At 68.6% G+C, this 13,707-nt stretch carries 14 protein-coding genes; 5 read left to right on the top strand and 9 right to left on the bottom strand.

The genetic code is table 11. From position 1 onward, the window contains the following. Positions 1-177: 177 nt before the first annotated feature. Entirely contained in the window at positions 178-336 is a 159-nt protein-coding gene (locus ACFQPP_RS01285) for a hypothetical protein (protein ID WP_376914667.1), read from the top strand. Positions 337-593: 257 nt separating this feature from the next. Here ACFQPP_RS01285 and ACFQPP_RS01280 read toward each other — a convergent pair whose 3' ends face one another. From ACFQPP_RS01280 to ACFQPP_RS01265, 4 genes are all read right to left on the bottom strand, one after another. Continuing rightward, positions 594-1,688, bottom strand: a complete 1,095-nt coding sequence (locus ACFQPP_RS01280) for a PD-(D/E)XK nuclease family protein (RefSeq protein WP_376914666.1) — start codon at positions 1,686-1,688, stop codon at positions 594-596. Between the two features lie 86 nt (positions 1,689-1,774). Continuing rightward, positions 1,775-2,254, bottom strand: coding sequence for a hypothetical protein (locus tag ACFQPP_RS01275; RefSeq protein ID WP_376914665.1), 480 nt, complete (start codon positions 2,252-2,254; stop codon positions 1,775-1,777). A gap of 305 nt (positions 2,255-2,559) precedes the next feature. Then, the gene (locus ACFQPP_RS01270; RefSeq protein ID WP_376914664.1) at positions 2,560-3,102 is read right to left on the bottom strand and encodes a hypothetical protein; all 543 of its coding nucleotides are present in this window, start codon (positions 3,100-3,102) and stop codon (positions 2,560-2,562) included. Between the two features lie 64 nt (positions 3,103-3,166). Beyond that, positions 3,167-3,940 (bottom strand): hypothetical protein, encoded by a 774-nt coding sequence (locus ACFQPP_RS01265; RefSeq protein ID WP_376914663.1) that lies wholly within the window; start codon positions 3,938-3,940, stop codon positions 3,167-3,169. A gap of 98 nt (positions 3,941-4,038) precedes the next feature. Between ACFQPP_RS01265 and ACFQPP_RS01260 the strand changes: the two genes are divergently transcribed. Beyond that, entirely contained in the window at positions 4,039-5,199 is a 1,161-nt protein-coding gene (locus ACFQPP_RS01260; RefSeq protein ID WP_376914662.1) for a DUF429 domain-containing protein, read from the top strand. Further along, on the top strand, positions 5,196-6,146 hold the full coding sequence (locus ACFQPP_RS01255) for an ADP-ribosylglycohydrolase family protein (protein ID WP_376914661.1): 951 nt from the start codon (positions 5,196-5,198) through the stop codon (positions 6,144-6,146). Before ACFQPP_RS01260 ends, ACFQPP_RS01255 begins: the two co-directional genes overlap by 4 nt. A 45-nt stretch (positions 6,147-6,191) precedes the next feature. Here the strand turns inward: ACFQPP_RS01255 and leuE are convergent, their stop codons facing one another. From leuE to ACFQPP_RS01235, 4 genes are all read right to left on the bottom strand, one after another. Continuing rightward, the gene (gene leuE / locus ACFQPP_RS01250) at positions 6,192-6,932 is read right to left on the bottom strand and encodes a leucine efflux protein LeuE (RefSeq protein ID WP_376914660.1); all 741 of its coding nucleotides are present in this window, start codon (positions 6,930-6,932) and stop codon (positions 6,192-6,194) included. Between the two features lie 86 nt (positions 6,933-7,018). Further along, positions 7,019-7,468 (bottom strand): hypothetical protein, encoded by a 450-nt coding sequence (locus tag ACFQPP_RS01245; protein ID WP_376914659.1) that lies wholly within the window; start codon positions 7,466-7,468, stop codon positions 7,019-7,021. 234 nt (positions 7,469-7,702) lie between these two features. Beyond that, positions 7,703-8,230: a hypothetical protein gene (locus ACFQPP_RS01240; RefSeq protein WP_376914658.1), complete on the bottom strand. Its 528-nt coding sequence runs from the start codon at positions 8,228-8,230 to the stop codon at positions 7,703-7,705. Positions 8,231-8,243: 13 nt separating this feature from the next. Further along, a complete protein-coding gene (locus tag ACFQPP_RS01235; protein ID WP_376914657.1) occupies positions 8,244-8,780 on the bottom strand; it encodes a hypothetical protein in 537 nt (178 codons plus the stop codon). 168 nt (positions 8,781-8,948) lie between these two features. Here ACFQPP_RS01235 and ACFQPP_RS01230 point away from each other — a divergent pair, with 168 nt between their 5' ends. Together ACFQPP_RS01230 and ACFQPP_RS01225 are read left to right on the top strand one after the other, a co-directional pair. Next, the gene (locus tag ACFQPP_RS01230) at positions 8,949-10,175 is read left to right on the top strand and encodes a hypothetical protein (protein WP_376914656.1); all 1,227 of its coding nucleotides are present in this window, start codon (positions 8,949-8,951) and stop codon (positions 10,173-10,175) included. Positions 10,176-10,217: 42 nt separating this feature from the next. Continuing rightward, the gene (locus tag ACFQPP_RS01225) at positions 10,218-10,487 is read left to right on the top strand and encodes a hypothetical protein (RefSeq protein ID WP_376914655.1); all 270 of its coding nucleotides are present in this window, start codon (positions 10,218-10,220) and stop codon (positions 10,485-10,487) included. Between the two features lie 15 nt (positions 10,488-10,502). On the opposite strand, the gene ACFQPP_RS01220 is transcribed toward ACFQPP_RS01225, so the two are convergent. Then, positions 10,503-13,706, bottom strand: coding sequence for a type I restriction endonuclease subunit R (locus ACFQPP_RS01220; RefSeq protein ID WP_376915284.1), 3,204 nt, complete (start codon positions 13,704-13,706; stop codon positions 10,503-10,505). Position 13,707: the final 1 nt, after the last annotated feature.

Below are 13,707 nucleotides of genomic sequence, written 5' to 3'. Positions count from 1 at the left end.
TGATGCGAGAGCATCTCCACGTGACGAAGGGGACGGGCCACTCCGTCTCACTGCCAGCGACGGCGGAGGTCGTGCTCATGGGCACGATGGTCGGAACGAGCTCGCCGACATGGCTCCAGCCGTTCGTGGGTCCTTCGTCCGCGAATGCACAGAAGAGCTGCTGAGGGGTAGGACGACATGGGCGCTTCCGGTGTGGTTCAGGTGGCCATCATGGTCGCGGTGGTCATCGCGGTGGTCGTCGTGGCGGTGGTGATCGCGACGATCTTCCTCGTTCGTCGCGCGCGGAGACGGGCGGACGCTGGATCGGCGCCGGGGGAGTCGCGCGACCTCGTGTGAGCGTGCACGCCTCCTGGGTGCGGGTTGCCTCCGCGGCGTCGCATGCACGGTGCACCGCCCTGCAGGTCGCCGTGCTCGCCGTGTTCCGAGCGCCATTCCGCAGCCCCACCCGGGCCGTGGGGACGATCGGTGTCGTGGCTGAGGTCGAGCCGGCAGATGCAGCGCAGCCTCTGCTTCGCGCCATCGTCGCGTCGTCTGCTCTCGTGGGGTCTCCTTCGGAGAGGGTCCTCGAGCACGCGGTGGTGGCCGCGCGGCGTTCAGTCGGGCCGCTCGCCCGTGACCCAGCGCTGCGCGAGTGCGGTGAAGCGCTCGACGACCGCATCCTCGGGTGCGTGGAGCGGCAAGCCGAGGGGGATGTGGTCCCAAGGCCGCGTCGGACGGTTGCGGCGCTGGTACGCCGTGACGCGGTACCCATACGTGCCGGTACGCGGCAGCCATCCGATGAGCAGCTCGATCGTGCCGCTCTTGACGGCGTTGAAGCCGACGTAGACGAGGGCGCGCTCGCCGCGGCTGCGGCCCCAGGCGTGGTCGCCGGCGTTCACGAGCCACGACGAGTGCTCGATGCCCTCGGCCTCGAGCCGCTCGCCGATCGCTCGCTGCAGGCGCGTGCCGCGGGCCACGAGCACCCTGTTGACGGCGTCGATCGCGGTGAAGAAGTCGAGCACCTGATCCTGGTGATGCTCGATCGCCGCCCAGAGCTCGTCGAGCCGCCACTGCTCCTGCTCGATCAACATCGTGGTGATCCTCTCGCTCATCGCCTCGCGGAACTGCGCATACAGCTCGAGGCTGCGCGGCTCGGCCGTGGGCCCGACCTCGTAGAGGGCAGCGTCGGCCGCCTCGAAGAGGTCGTCGTAGCGCAGCAGGCGAATGCCCAGCGGCGCCGCATCTCGGTCGTGATGCGCGGGCGCGAGCACGGCAGCGACGACCGTGCCGTGACTGCGTGATGCCCTCTCGACGTAGGAGCCGAACGGGTTGGCGACCGCCGCGTCGAGCGAGCTCTCGACCACGATCGCGATGTCGAGATCGTCGTTCTCGAGCAGCACGTCGATGCGAGTGTGGCGGTCGGTCGGGACCTCCGTCGCCGTGCTCCACTCGCTCGAGCCTCTGGCACGCCCGGCCTCGAAGGCATCGCCCGTCGAGGTCTGCGCGCCGTCGAGGAGCGTGAGCAGCGCGTCGACGAAGGTCGTGCCGAAGCGGTGGCGCTCGTTCGGGTCGAGCAGGAAGGCGAGGACGTTGGATGCGACGGTCTCGCGCCGCGTGAAGCCGGCGACGGTGAAGACGTTGACGGGCGCCGGCGCGTCATATGCGGAGGTGAACGGCTCGTCGAGGAACGCGAACGCGGCAGCCGTCATGGGCGGCATCGTATGGCGGCGCTCGGGGGTCGCTCCAGGTGCGGACGCGGCCTGTGGATAACTCGGCGGCGCGTGCGCGCGGATGGCTACGGCGAGCATCCCGGATCGTCCGGGTACTCGACGCAGTCCCCACGCGTCAGCACCGTGTGCACCTCGAACACCCGCACGGGCTCGGCGGGTGCCGCCAGCTCGAGGGTGCCCGGCACCGTCGTCCATCCGGCGCCGCTGCCGACGTCCGCCTCGAACGTGATGGTGACGCTCGCCGTGTACTCGCCGCGCTGCTGATACTCGTGGCTCGTGGATGTGCGAGACCAGTCGTCGGCGGTGCTCCGCCACAGGGCGCCCGCCTCGTTCGAGGTGACCCGCGTGCCATCGCCGTAGTCGAACGCGAACGCGACGGGCCGCCACCGCACCTGCACGGGCTGCCCGAGGAGCGTGCCTGCCTGCACGTGCTCCGTGGCGGTCGCCACGAAGTTCGTCGGGACGCCGAGCACGCCCCAGTTCGTGGGCTGCACGATGAGCTCGCCGACGGCCGGGGTGAAGGATGCGAGGTCGGCGATCGTCATGGCCGACGGGGCACCGACCGGGGTAGGGGCCGAGACAGAGGTCCCGTCGCAGGACGAGAGGCCGCGAGCACATCGAAGGTGGCGAGCAGGTTTGCCAGCGCGCGCGCTTGCCCCAGCACTCGTCGGTGCCTGGTTGGGCGCACCACTCTGGTCGCTGGAACCGGCGTCAACTGTCAGTTGCCGACCCACTTGAAGCGCAACGTCCCCGTACTGACATGAGGTGACGACGTTGGCGCCACTGCATGTCCCTGACGCTTGTGAAGGCGCCAGAGGGCAAAGAGACACCAGAGCGAGTGTCATGACTGCTACTGCACGCATGGACTCGCCTTGGCCGGATCCCAGGGATCTTGAGCATCGAGGAGGGGCATCTCACCGGGCATTACGTCGAAGCGCAGATTCAACGGAACGTGATCGGGCCTGCCGGTTGGTGTGAAGTCCGACCCGGTGGGTCCGAATAGGCGAACCGCCGCTACGTCTACACAAACCGGCAACTCGAGCACTTGCTCGCTCAAGGACACGGTTCCGAATCGTTCCACGGTGTACCAGGCTTCGACAGTGACTCCGTTAGCTGCCAATTCTGCAACTGCGGCTGCCTCGCGCGACGCCATCTCGGCAGTCGCGAACTCGAGCAACTCGGTGTAATCGTCATCTCCGGTGACATACATCTCAGTGACAGCAGCCAGGTACTGCCTGTAGTTGGCTTCCGCCGACTCCTGAGGCGACGCGTGAGACGAGGATGCGACCGGGCCAGGATTGGGCTCGGAAGGGGTGTCCGCACTGCATCCGCCCAGCAGCACCATGGTCGTGGCGGCGAAGATGCAAGTTGCGTAACGAACCCGTCGCCTCATGCTCGCGACCATACGAGCAGAGCGGCCGCGCCCGTGCGGGTTCTCCACAGGCGGGTGGAGAGGCTCAGTCAGTGACCGATGCATTCACCTCCGCTCCCGGGTACCCGTCGATGAAGCGCCGATACATCACCCGATTCGGGAAGACGTCGCGTACCTCCGTGCCGACGACATGGGCGAGGTCGTCGGCCGGAATCCCGCGGAATCCCCATCGATCCCTCCCCTGATCCCATGGCTGCTCCGAAGGGAACCACTCGTCGATTCGGTAGGCGCCGCGCACCACGCCGTGCGCGACGCCTAGGCAGTACTGCGCGCGCTGGCGGACCCATCTCGCGATCTTCCAGTGCCCCCGCGTCTGTTCGTAGATCTGCCTCTCGTTCCAGTCGGGCCGCCACCCGTCTTGGATCTTGACCATGATGAGCGGGGCCGGAACCGGTGGGCACGGCAGGGCCTCGTGCCGGGCAACGACAGCGGCGAGGGAGGCAAGGCCGAGCGCTCCGGAGTGATGACCGCGGACGAGGTTCGTCAGGGCGTGGCCACCCGCCATGTACGAGTCGATGACGGCTTGCTCAACAGCGAAGGCCGTCGATTCCTCGTCGATGCCGGTGCGGAGGAAGAGCAGCTCGACCTCGCGCCCGGCCGACTCGATGTCCGAGATGGTGCGCAGCTTCGCGCGCTCTGACGCAGGATCCTTATCGGCCTCGCGCTGATGTGCCTGAATGCGAGCACCCGCGCCCTTGCCGACGTAGAAGACGTGGCCATCGCGAGGATCTCGCAGGGCGTACACGTAGTACCGCAGGGCATCGGCTACTTCATACGGGATGCGAATCTCCTGGCGCATGAGCTGACTGTAGGGGCCTTCCCCCTGAGTCGACAGGGCACGGCCTCCAGCCGAGCGTTCATGCATCCAGCCGACGTAGAGTCGCGACAGGAGGCCACATGGAGCGCATCAGACACGTCGGCATGGACCTCGCTTGGGGGCCGCGGAACAGGACTGGGCTGGCAGCCGTCGACGAGCGGGGTGCGCTCGTCGCGTCCGCCAGCGTCCATGGCGACGACGAGATCGTCGCATGGATCGAACGGCACGCACCGCGCACGGGCGTCGTCGCGATCGATGCGCCGCTGGTGGTGGCGAACGTCACAGGCTCGCGGGCGTGCGAGCAACTCATCCAGGCCGCATTCGGTCGGTTCGATGCGGGCGGGTACCCGTCGAACACCTCGAACCCCCACTTCGACCCGCCTCGCGCGCTCACCCTCGCGAAGCGACTCGGCCTGGGCATCGACCCCGAGGCATCGCTACGGGAGCATGTCGCCATCGAGGTCTACCCGCACCCGGCCATGGTCGGCCTCTTCGAGCTGGGCCGGACGCTCAAGTACAAGCGCAAGAAGCAGGGATTCGAGACGCAGCATGCCGAGACCGTTCGGCTGCTCGACCTCATGGAGGGGCTCGAGGTGCTGCGGCTGCGGTCGAGCGTCGACTGGGCGAGGATGCGCGACGCCGTCGAACGATCAGCGACCGCCGGATCGCTCGGCAAGGTCGAGGATGAGATCGATGCGATCTTCTGTGCCCACCTCGCATGGCTCTGGTCGCAAGGTGCCGCGAACCTCGAGGTGTACGGCGACGTGCAAAACGGCTACATCGTGGCGCCGCCTCCGCCGACGTGGAGTCCGTCGCCCCGCTCCGTGAGGGCTGAGGTCGAGCCGCGCGCAGACGACCCCGTCGTCTTTGAGTCCGATTCGCCGTCAACAGGCCGAGGCGACGGCACGGATCTATGGGCACGCCTCGAGGCGCTCGTCACACGACTCCCGATGGGCACCTGGACGACGTACGGCGACATCGCGGTCGCCCTCGGCACTCACGCCCGTCCGGTGAGCGAGCGCATCCGTACGACGCATCCGTCCAACTACTGGCGCATCCTCACTGCGGATGGGAGCGTGTCGACGGGCTTCCGCTGGAAGGACGGTCGCACTGATGCAGAGCGCTCGGTGCTTGCGCATCTGCGAGACGTCGAAGGAGTGCCCGTCGTGGATGACCGCGCCCCAGCCCAAGCACGATTGGCTGCGGCAGCACTGCGAGGACTCCTGCCGGGCGCCTCGTGAGCAGCGACGTCACCACCGACCGCGCCCTAGGCGCCATTCTCGGCTCCGCCGTCGGCGACGCGCTCGGGGCGCCCTACGAGTTCCAGCCGCCATTGCCGAGCGACGACGCCGTCGTGATGCGCGCTGGGGGCGCGTTCGACTGGGAGCTCGGCGAATGGACGGACGACACCTCCATGGCCGTGCCGATCCTTCGGGCGCTCGCCGATGGTCGCGACCTCTCCGACGACTCGACGCTCGACGGCTTCGTCGCGACGTGGGCGCAGTGGGCCGTGGGCGCGAAGGACGTCGGCAACCAGATCCGCGCGGTGCTCGGTTCGCTCGAACAGCCGACGGCGGTCGCCGCACGACGCGCGGCGCAGGCCGTGCACGCCCAGATCGGGCGCAGCGGCGGCAACGGCAGCCTCATGCGCACGGGGCCGGTGGCACTCGGCTACCTCAGCGACGCGGACGAGCCCGACCTCGCGGCGACCGCTCGCACGATCAGCGACCTCACCCACTTCGACCCGGAGACGGGTGACGCGTGCGTCCTGTGGTCGCTCGCCATCCGCCGCGCGATCCTCACCGGCGAGATCGACGTGCGACCGGGCACGCAGCACATCGCCGCCGACCGACGCGAGACGTGGCTCGCGAGGCTCGACGAGGCCGAGCGGATGCACCCGTGGGACTTCCCGCAGAACGGATGGGTCGTGCACGCGCTGCAGGCGGCGTGGTCGGCGATCGCGCACGCCGACACCTACGAGCGCCGGGTCGTGCTCGCGGTGCGGTGCGGGAACGACACGGACACCGTCGCTGCGATCGCGGGCGCCCTCGCCGGTGCTGCGGCGGGAGCCAGTGCGATCCCGCAGGACTGGCGACGCGAGCTGCACGGCTGGGCAGGAGACGGCGAAGTCGCGACGGGCGGCCACCTCGAGGCGTGGGCGGAGCGCGCGATCGCGCAGATGCGCTGACGCGCGGCCGACGGCACGCATCGACCGCGGGCAGGCGATGGGGCGTCAGTGCGCCGTCGTCACCAGCTTCGCCGCGAAGCCGAGGAACACCGTGCCGATCGCCGCGTTGCCGCCGGCGGCCACGAGCGGGCGCTTGCGCACCACATCCGCCAGCCTCGCGCCGACGAGGATGAGCGTCGTCAGGTAGAGGGCGCTCGCGACCTCGAGGATCGTGCCGAGCAGCAGGAACGTGAGGGCGGGCGCCTCGTACGTCGGGTCGACGAACTGCACGAAGAAGGCGAACATGAAGAGGATCGCCTTCGGGTTCAGCAGACTCACGACCAGGGCGCGGCGGAAGGGTCGCTCGCGCTTCTCTGGCCGGGCCGGTCGACGTGATGCGGCGGCAGCCGCGGCGACGTCGAGCTCGGCGGGCTGGATGCCGGCCGCCTCCAGGCGCACGAGGTCCATCGGCGACGTGTCGGCCGGATCCTGCAGCAGCCGACGTTGCCGCCACTGCCTCCACGCCGCACGCAGGGACATGATGGCGAGGAACGCGAGGTAGGCGGCGCCGATCCATTGCACCGCGGTGAAGATCATCGGGTTGGCGGCGAGCACAGATGCGACGCCGATCGCGGTGAGGAAGATGAGCACGGCGTCGCCGATGAAGACGCCGCTCGCGGCCGCGTACCCGGTGCGGATGCCGCGACGGGCGGCGACCGACAGGACATAGAGCGAGTTCGGCCCGGGCATGAGGATGATGACGGCCAACCCAACGAGGAAGCCGCCGAGGTCGGTCACGCCCAGCACGGAGCGATCCTCGCATGCAGGATGCGCTCCCAGGGAGATGCGTGAGCGTCAGGGGACGACGGGATCCTGCCAGTCACTGCGCGTGGTCACGGCATCGCAGCGGCGACCATCGGCTGCAGCACCTGCAGGTCGTGCTCGACGTCGCGCAGCAACCGGGTGCCCTTGTGCGCGAGCTGATCGCTCGACACGTCGATGAGTCCCATGTGGTGCACGCGCACCTCGATGCGGCGGCGCTCATCGTAGAGCCGGCGCTGCTCGGTGCGTGGTGACACGGTGCTGCCCGCGAGGACCGGTTCGCGCGTGCAGACGTCGCGATAGAGGGCGACCATCGCCTGCTCGGGCCAGTACGCATCCACCGGCAACCGGCGGCGACTGCCGCGCGCATCCGGGTCGGCTCGGAGCCAGTCGAAGCAGTGTTGGCGCAGTGCCTTGCGGCCGACGAGTCGCTCGCAGAGCGACAGGACGTAGTGCTCGTCGCTCTCCTCGCGGATGGGCCCGGTCGACAGCTCGAAGTCGAGACCCTTCACGTGGCGCATGGGGTGCACGTCAGGCCGCCTTGGGTGCCGCGGCGTGGCGCGGTCGTCGGCGGACGGATGGGGGAAGTGCGCTGGCCATCGCTGCTCCTCGTCGGTGAGCCGGATCGGAGGCAGCGTAATCAGCGGCGAGATTTGCCGATGTGATTTTCCACAGCCGGGGACGCCGCACCCCGCGGGCGGATGGCTAGCGGAGCGTCGTCGAGGTCAGACGACGTCCGTCTCGACCGCGGCAGATCACGCCTCGAGCGGTCGAGTGGAAGCCCTCCACGAGAGCGGCTCGCCGTCGTGCACGAAGGCGATGCCTCGCAATTCCCAGCGCAGATCGGTGATCGGCTCGGTCTTGACGACATCGGCACCATGGGTGCGGATCGCCCATGTCGCTCGGTCGCCGCGAAGATCCCTCCGGATGAACAGCTCGTCGACGAGCGGGTCGATGGAATCGATGTGCATCGGCGCGCCATGCACCACCGCGTCGATCTCCACCCCGTAGACCGGGGTGGGGGCATGGTTCGTGATGAGCAGCCCGAACTCCTTCGGGCTTCCACCTCGGCCGGTGCCGTCCCGATGGCGGACGATCCAGCGGGCAGTCACCTGACGGGCTCGGGCATTGCGGGCGACGCGCTGCTCCTCAGCGTCGCGGCGATGCTCGCGTCGCGACGAGCGCCACGCGATGCCAGCGGCGATGGCTGAGAACACGACGGCAAGGAACGCCGAACCTGCAGTGATCCAGTTCGGAATCGTGGTCGCGAGCATCTCGTCCATGGCGGGCTCGGCGTCAGACCACGTCGGTCTCGACGTGCGCGAGTCGGGGCGGCACCGCCACGTCGTGCGCGTTGGCGCTCGCGATGCGGGCGACGGCGGTGACGGTGCTCGCGGCCTCGCCGTCGGCGGCGACGATCCACTCGCCGACCAGCGTGCGCGAGCCATCCGGAGTCTGCAGCGCGACGCCCGTGACGTCGAACGCGCCATAGAGCGCGTGCTCGAGGCGCGCCGTCGCGAGGTCGCCGTGCACGAGGTCGGTCGCGTCGACCGTCTCGCCATCGGCGTCGGCGAGGTCGTCGAGCACCTCGAACGCGCGGAGCGTGCTCGTGGGCTTGCCCGTACCCGAGTCGAAGGAGCGCGCGGCGAGGAGGCGCGAGCCGTCGGAGACGGTGACGGGCACGCCGGCGTACTCGAAGAGCCCATAGCGGTCCTCGCGGAACGTGGCTCGCACGGGTGCGTCGGCGGCGCGGTCGGCGATCGCGGCGGTCATGGCGGCGACGTCGCGCTTCGTGGCGCCCTGTGCGGCGGCGAGTCGGTCGGCGGTGCTCATGGGCGCTCCTCTTCGTTTGCGGGACGTGGGCAGGATACGGGTTGCGGCGGCCCGGGGAAGCCCGGGCGTCGATGAACGGCATTCGGCGTGCGCTCAAGGAAGGGCGGCTGGGTTTCGCAGCGTCGCAGTGTCGCGACGGAAGCATCGAGCACGACGTTAGGAAGCCTGATGGGCGACGAGAAGCAGGACGCGAGCGAGCCGACGTCGAAAGAGATCGAGCCAACGCCCGATGCGACCGCGGCCGTCGAGGTCGACGAGACGCCCGGCACGCTGGAGATCGACGAAACCTCGATCACCGCTGTCGAGCAGGAGGAGCAGACCCTCCGCGAGCGGATCGACGAGCTCACCGAGGAGCAGGGTCGCGAGGCCGAGGAGTTCGCCGCCGAGTTCCTCCTCAAGGTGCTCCGTCTCCGCGGCGTGCGCATCGATCGCGTCAAGTTCCTGACCTCCGAGCTGCACAAGCGAGGCATCGACCGCGCAACGATCAAGCGCGCCATCGAGGAGAATCCGGCCGGCGCTGGCATCGCTCCGTCGATGCTCGACGACATCGCGCGCAGCTCGATCGAGTTCGAGACCCGCAAGTCGTCGGCCCTGTCGTTCGCTGCCGGCCTTCCGGGCGGCTTCGCGATGTTCGCGACCATCCCCGGTGACATCACGCAGTTCTACATCCACGCCTTCCGGGTGATGCAGAAGACCGCCTACGTGTACGGCTGGCAGGCGTTCCTCGATGACATCGACGACATCGACGACGAGACGCTCGGCAAGCTGACCGCATTCCTCGGCGTCATGATGGGCGTCGGTGGAGCGCAGGCGGCGCTCGGGCGATTCGCGGCGAACTCCGTGGCACCGGCGATCCAGAAGAAGATCGCGAGCGTCGCGCTCACGAAGACGGCTTGGTACACGCCGATGAAGCAGGTCTTGAAGTTCGTGGGCGTGCACGTCACGAAGGACAGCTTCGCCAAGGCTGCGAGCAAGGTCGTGCCGGTCGTCGGCGGTGTCGTCTCGGGTGGGCTGACGTACGTGACGCTGAAGGTGCAGTCCGGGCGACTGATGAAGCATCTTCGCGAGCTGCCGCCTCCGGGCGTCGACGCCGCTGCATATCGACGCATGGTCGAGGAGCTGGATGCCGCGAATCCCGACGATGGTGGAGGCATCGGCGGTGTGGTCGGCGCTGCCGGGACCCGCATCGCGAATGCGACGTCGGGAGCCGCGGACTACTTCCGCCCGATCGATCTGGACGGTGATGGCGTTGCCGATGAGGCGCGTGCGCTGACCGCGATGAAGGATGCCGGCTCGGCCGCGCGGGAGGCGGCGGGCAAGGCCTCCGAGCGTGTCTCGGGGCTCTTCAAGCGCAAGCGCGGCACGGAGTCTCAGGCGACGCCCGAGGACGAGTAGCTCGGCGCATCGGTCGCGGTCGGGGAGCTCGCCGAGCAGCGCGTGCTCTTCCCGTACGGAGTAGCGGCTCCGACGCAGTACGTGGGACCGGACGCTCTGCACGCCCTGGTCGGACTCGACCCTCGGGATGACGACCCGGAGAGCGCGTTCGTGCCCGTTCACACGATCGCGACGCAGCTCAACGTGCAGGCCAAGACGCTGCGATGGTGGATGCGCCGCGACGGCCTGGACGGTCAGTTCAAGGTCGGCGACCGGTACCGGATCGACGAAGCCGGGGCGCAGGAGCTCCTGGCGCGCTATCGCCGCGGGTGACGACGGGTCTGCCGACTACGCCGGCCGGTCGGATCGGAACTCCAACGTCCCATGGTCTTCGGCGATGACCGCAGAAGACGCCGTCCGACGCTGCAATGCGTTCTCGTAGAACAGCTCTCCGATGAACCGCACGACCTCGCGGCGCAGGCCGGGCTGGTCGAAGACCGTGTCGACGATGCGTCCGTTCGTCTCGTTCGACGCGAGCATCGCGCCGACGACGGCGTCGTCGAGGTCGGGGGAGTCGACGAACTGGGCGGCGGAGTTCGCGGCGGCCTGCATGTGCAGGTCGGCATGGTCGTCGAGCACGGTGACCACACCCTGCACCCACGACTCGATCGACGACTCGGCAAAGTCGTGGTCAGCGAACAGGTCGTTGATCCGCTCGAGAATCTCAGCAAGCCGGGCGAGGCGGGGGTCGCGCGCGGTGCCGGTCTCTCCGGACGTCGAGGCCCGCAGGGGGTTCGCATCTGGCCCAAGGACGAGCGCGTGCTCACCCGAGCGCGTCTGCTTGATGTGCGTGAGCTCGACAGCAGAGAGGTCGATGGCGTCAGGCGAGACGCGGCCAGTGAGGCGCGGCAACAGCAGTCGCAGGTAGAGCGAGCGCTTCTCGAGGTCGGTGTCGCCGTAGTCGAGGATCTGCGAGAGGAAGTCGTAGAGGCGCACGAACGAGCCGACGTCCTTACGGAACCCATCGAGCACCTCCAGTTCGGCACGATCTTCGTCGGCGACCGCGGCCGAGTACCGCTGATTGAACCGGTCGGCAGCGACCTTCAGGGGCGCGGTGTGCGCACCGTGCTTCGGGCCGGAGCCGCCGGCACCGAGGAACGCGGACGCGAACGCTTCGAAGTCGGCATGCGAGTAGATCAATGCGGCGTCGAGCTTCGACTGCAGGTCATGCACGACGTTCGGGTCGGACTCCCGCTCGAGCGACGCGTCGCGATAATACGGCTGGAACGACGCGAGGATCTCGTCGGGGTCGTTCACGAAGTCGAGGATGTAAGTGGTGTCCTTGCCGCCGCCGGCGTAGGTGCGGTTGAGGCGCGACAGCGTCTGCACGGCCGCGACGCCCGCGAGCCGCTTGTCGACGTACATGGCGCACAGCAGCGGCTGGTCGAAGCCGGTCTGATACTTGTTCGCGACGATGAGGATCTGGAAGTCGTCGCTGCCCAACGCGACCGGCAGCGCCCTCCCGCGCATCTTCGTGTTGAGGTTCGCCTCCGTGTACGGCGGCTCGGCGTGCGCGAAGGCGACGCCGGCGGTCTGCTCCTCCGTCAGCGACCCCGAGAAGGCGACGAGCGTACCCATGCGGTAGCCCTTCGATGCGATGTATCGGTCGATGGCCTCCTTGTAGCGCACGGCCGCCTCGCGCGACGCGGTGACGACCATCGCCTTCGCGTGCCCGTCGAGCAGGTGCGCGACGTTGGCGCGGTAGTGCTCGACGATGATCTGCACCTTTTGCGCGATGTTCGTCGGGTGCAGCGACACCCACCGCATGAGGCCCTTCGTCGCCTCCGCCTCGTCGACCTCCTCGACGATCTGCAGCCGTCGCTTGGCGGCCTCCGCGACCCGGAAGGCGGTCGAGTAGGTCGTGTAGTTGCGGAGCACGTCAAGGATGTAACCCTCCTCGATCGCCTGCTGCATCGAGTAGACGTGGAACGGCGCGGGTAGCCCACCCGGCGTCGCAGGCCGGCCGAACAGCTCCATCGTCTTCGCCTTCGGCGTTGCCGTGAACGCGAAGAACGAGAGGTTCGCGGATGCGGCACGGTTCGTCATCTCGTGGGCCAGCATCGCTTCGACGTCCAGCTCGCCGCCATCGTCGAGCGCCGCCTGCTCGTCGGCGGTGAGGACCTTCCGCAGCTCCTTCGCGGCAGCGCCGGTCTGCGACGAGTGCGCCTCGTCGGCGATGATCGCGAACCGCTTCGACGCGAGGCCGGGTGTCTGACGAATGGCCTCGAGCGCAAATGGGAAGGTCTGCAGCGTCACGACGATGATGAGGCGTCCGGAAGCGAGCTCCTGCGCCAGAAGCGCCGACTTGGCCTGCACGTCGTCGCCCGCCTTGCGCACGGCATCTGCATTGATCGTGGCCACGGTGCCGTCGACGCCCTCGATGCCACGGATGGCCTGCTGCAACTGGTCGTCGAGCACCGTGCGGTCGGTCACGACGATCACCGAGTCGAACACCTTCGCATCGGCCGTGTCGTGCAGTGTCGCGAGCCCGTGTGCGAGCCATGCGATCGAGTTCGTCTTGCCCGAGCCGGCGGAGTGCTGCACGAGGTACCGCTGCCCCGGCCCCTCTTCACGCACCGTCGCCAGAAGGCTCGTCACGAGCTCCCACTGGTGGAAGCGCGGGAACAGCAGCGTCGTGCGCTTCTCGATCGCGCCCGTGATGGGATCGGTGTGCTGCGTGTGCTCGAGGTGCAGCAGTCGACCGAGGATGTGCAGCCACGCGCCGCGCTCGAGCACCCGCTCCCACAGGTACGACGATGCGGCCTTGCCCGCGACGGGGGGGTTGCCGGATGCGCCGTCGTCGCCGCGATCGAATGGGAGGAAGCGCGTGGCGGCGCCGTCGAGGCGCGTCGTCATGGCGACGCGGTCGTTCGAGACGGCGAAGTGCACGAGGCACCGGTTCGCGAAGCCCAACAGCGGCTCGCCCTTCGGGCTGCGGTCGACGCGGTATTGCTTCACTGCGTCGTCGAGCGCCTGCACGTTGTCGGTCTTCAGCTCGAGCGTCGCCACGGGCAGGCCGTTGACGAACAGCACGAGGTCGATCGACTGCTTCCCCTTGGCCGAGTAGTACACCTGCCGCACGGCCCGCAATCGCACCGCCTCATGCTCGGCAAGCGTCTGCGCGTTGATGCCGGTGGCCGGCTTGAACGTGGCCATGCGGAACGTCGCATTGAGATGCTTGAAGCCCTTGCGCAGCACGTGCAGCGTGCCGCCACCAGACTCGAGCGGCAAGTTCAGCGTCTTCACGAGCCGGTCGAGCAGCTGCTCACGTTGCTTGGATTGCTCGAGCTCGGATGCGTCGGCCTTCACGACCTTCGCGAGCTGCTCGGGCTGCGTCTGCTGCAGCCACTCCAGCACGTCCCCCGGTATGAGCGCGCGCTGCTTGTCGTATTCAGCGCCCGGCTGCTTGTCGCTCTGGGACACGACCCAGCCGCGCTCCTCCAGCGCGTCGCAGATCTCCTGCTCGAATGCCTGCTCGTGCTGGATGCCCATC

The sequence above is a fragment of the Agrococcus sp. GCM10030265 genome (assembly GCF_042666675.1).
Classification (GTDB): Bacteria; Actinomycetota; Actinomycetes; order Actinomycetales; family Microbacteriaceae; genus Agrococcus.
Note: the sequence above shows the minus strand (reverse complement) of the source record. Positions and strands in the feature narration are given on the sequence as shown.

Bases quoted from the DNA above. Each gene is read 5' to 3' on its own strand.
- ACFQPP_RS01285 (WP_376914667.1), top strand. From the start codon at position 178: ATGGGCGCTTCCGGTGTGGTTCAGGTGGCCATCATGGTCGCGGTGGTC.
- ACFQPP_RS01230 (WP_376914656.1), top strand. From the start codon at position 8,949: ATGGGCGACGAGAAGCAGGACGCGAGCGAGCCGACGTCGAAAGAGATC.
- ACFQPP_RS01235 (WP_376914657.1), bottom strand. From the start codon at position 8,780: ATGAGCACCGCCGACCGACTCGCCGCCGCACAGGGCGCCACGAAGCGC.
- ACFQPP_RS01280 (WP_376914666.1), bottom strand. From the start codon at position 1,688: ATGACGGCTGCCGCGTTCGCGTTCCTCGACGAGCCGTTCACCTCCGCA.
- ACFQPP_RS01240 (WP_376914658.1), bottom strand. From the start codon at position 8,230: ATGGACGAGATGCTCGCGACCACGATTCCGAACTGGATCACTGCAGGT.
- ACFQPP_RS01270 (WP_376914664.1), bottom strand. From the start codon at position 3,102: ATGAGGCGACGGGTTCGTTACGCAACTTGCATCTTCGCCGCCACGACC.
- ACFQPP_RS01275 (WP_376914665.1), bottom strand. From the start codon at position 2,254: ATGACGATCGCCGACCTCGCATCCTTCACCCCGGCCGTCGGCGAGCTC.
- ACFQPP_RS01260 (WP_376914662.1), top strand. From the start codon at position 4,039: ATGGAGCGCATCAGACACGTCGGCATGGACCTCGCTTGGGGGCCGCGG.
- ACFQPP_RS01220 (WP_376915284.1), bottom strand. From the start codon at position 13,706: ATGGGCATCCAGCACGAGCAGGCATTCGAGCAGGAGATCTGCGACGCG.
- ACFQPP_RS01245 (WP_376914659.1), bottom strand. From the start codon at position 7,468: ATGCGCCACGTGAAGGGTCTCGACTTCGAGCTGTCGACCGGGCCCATC.
- ACFQPP_RS01265 (WP_376914663.1), bottom strand. From the start codon at position 3,940: ATGCGCCAGGAGATTCGCATCCCGTATGAAGTAGCCGATGCCCTGCGG.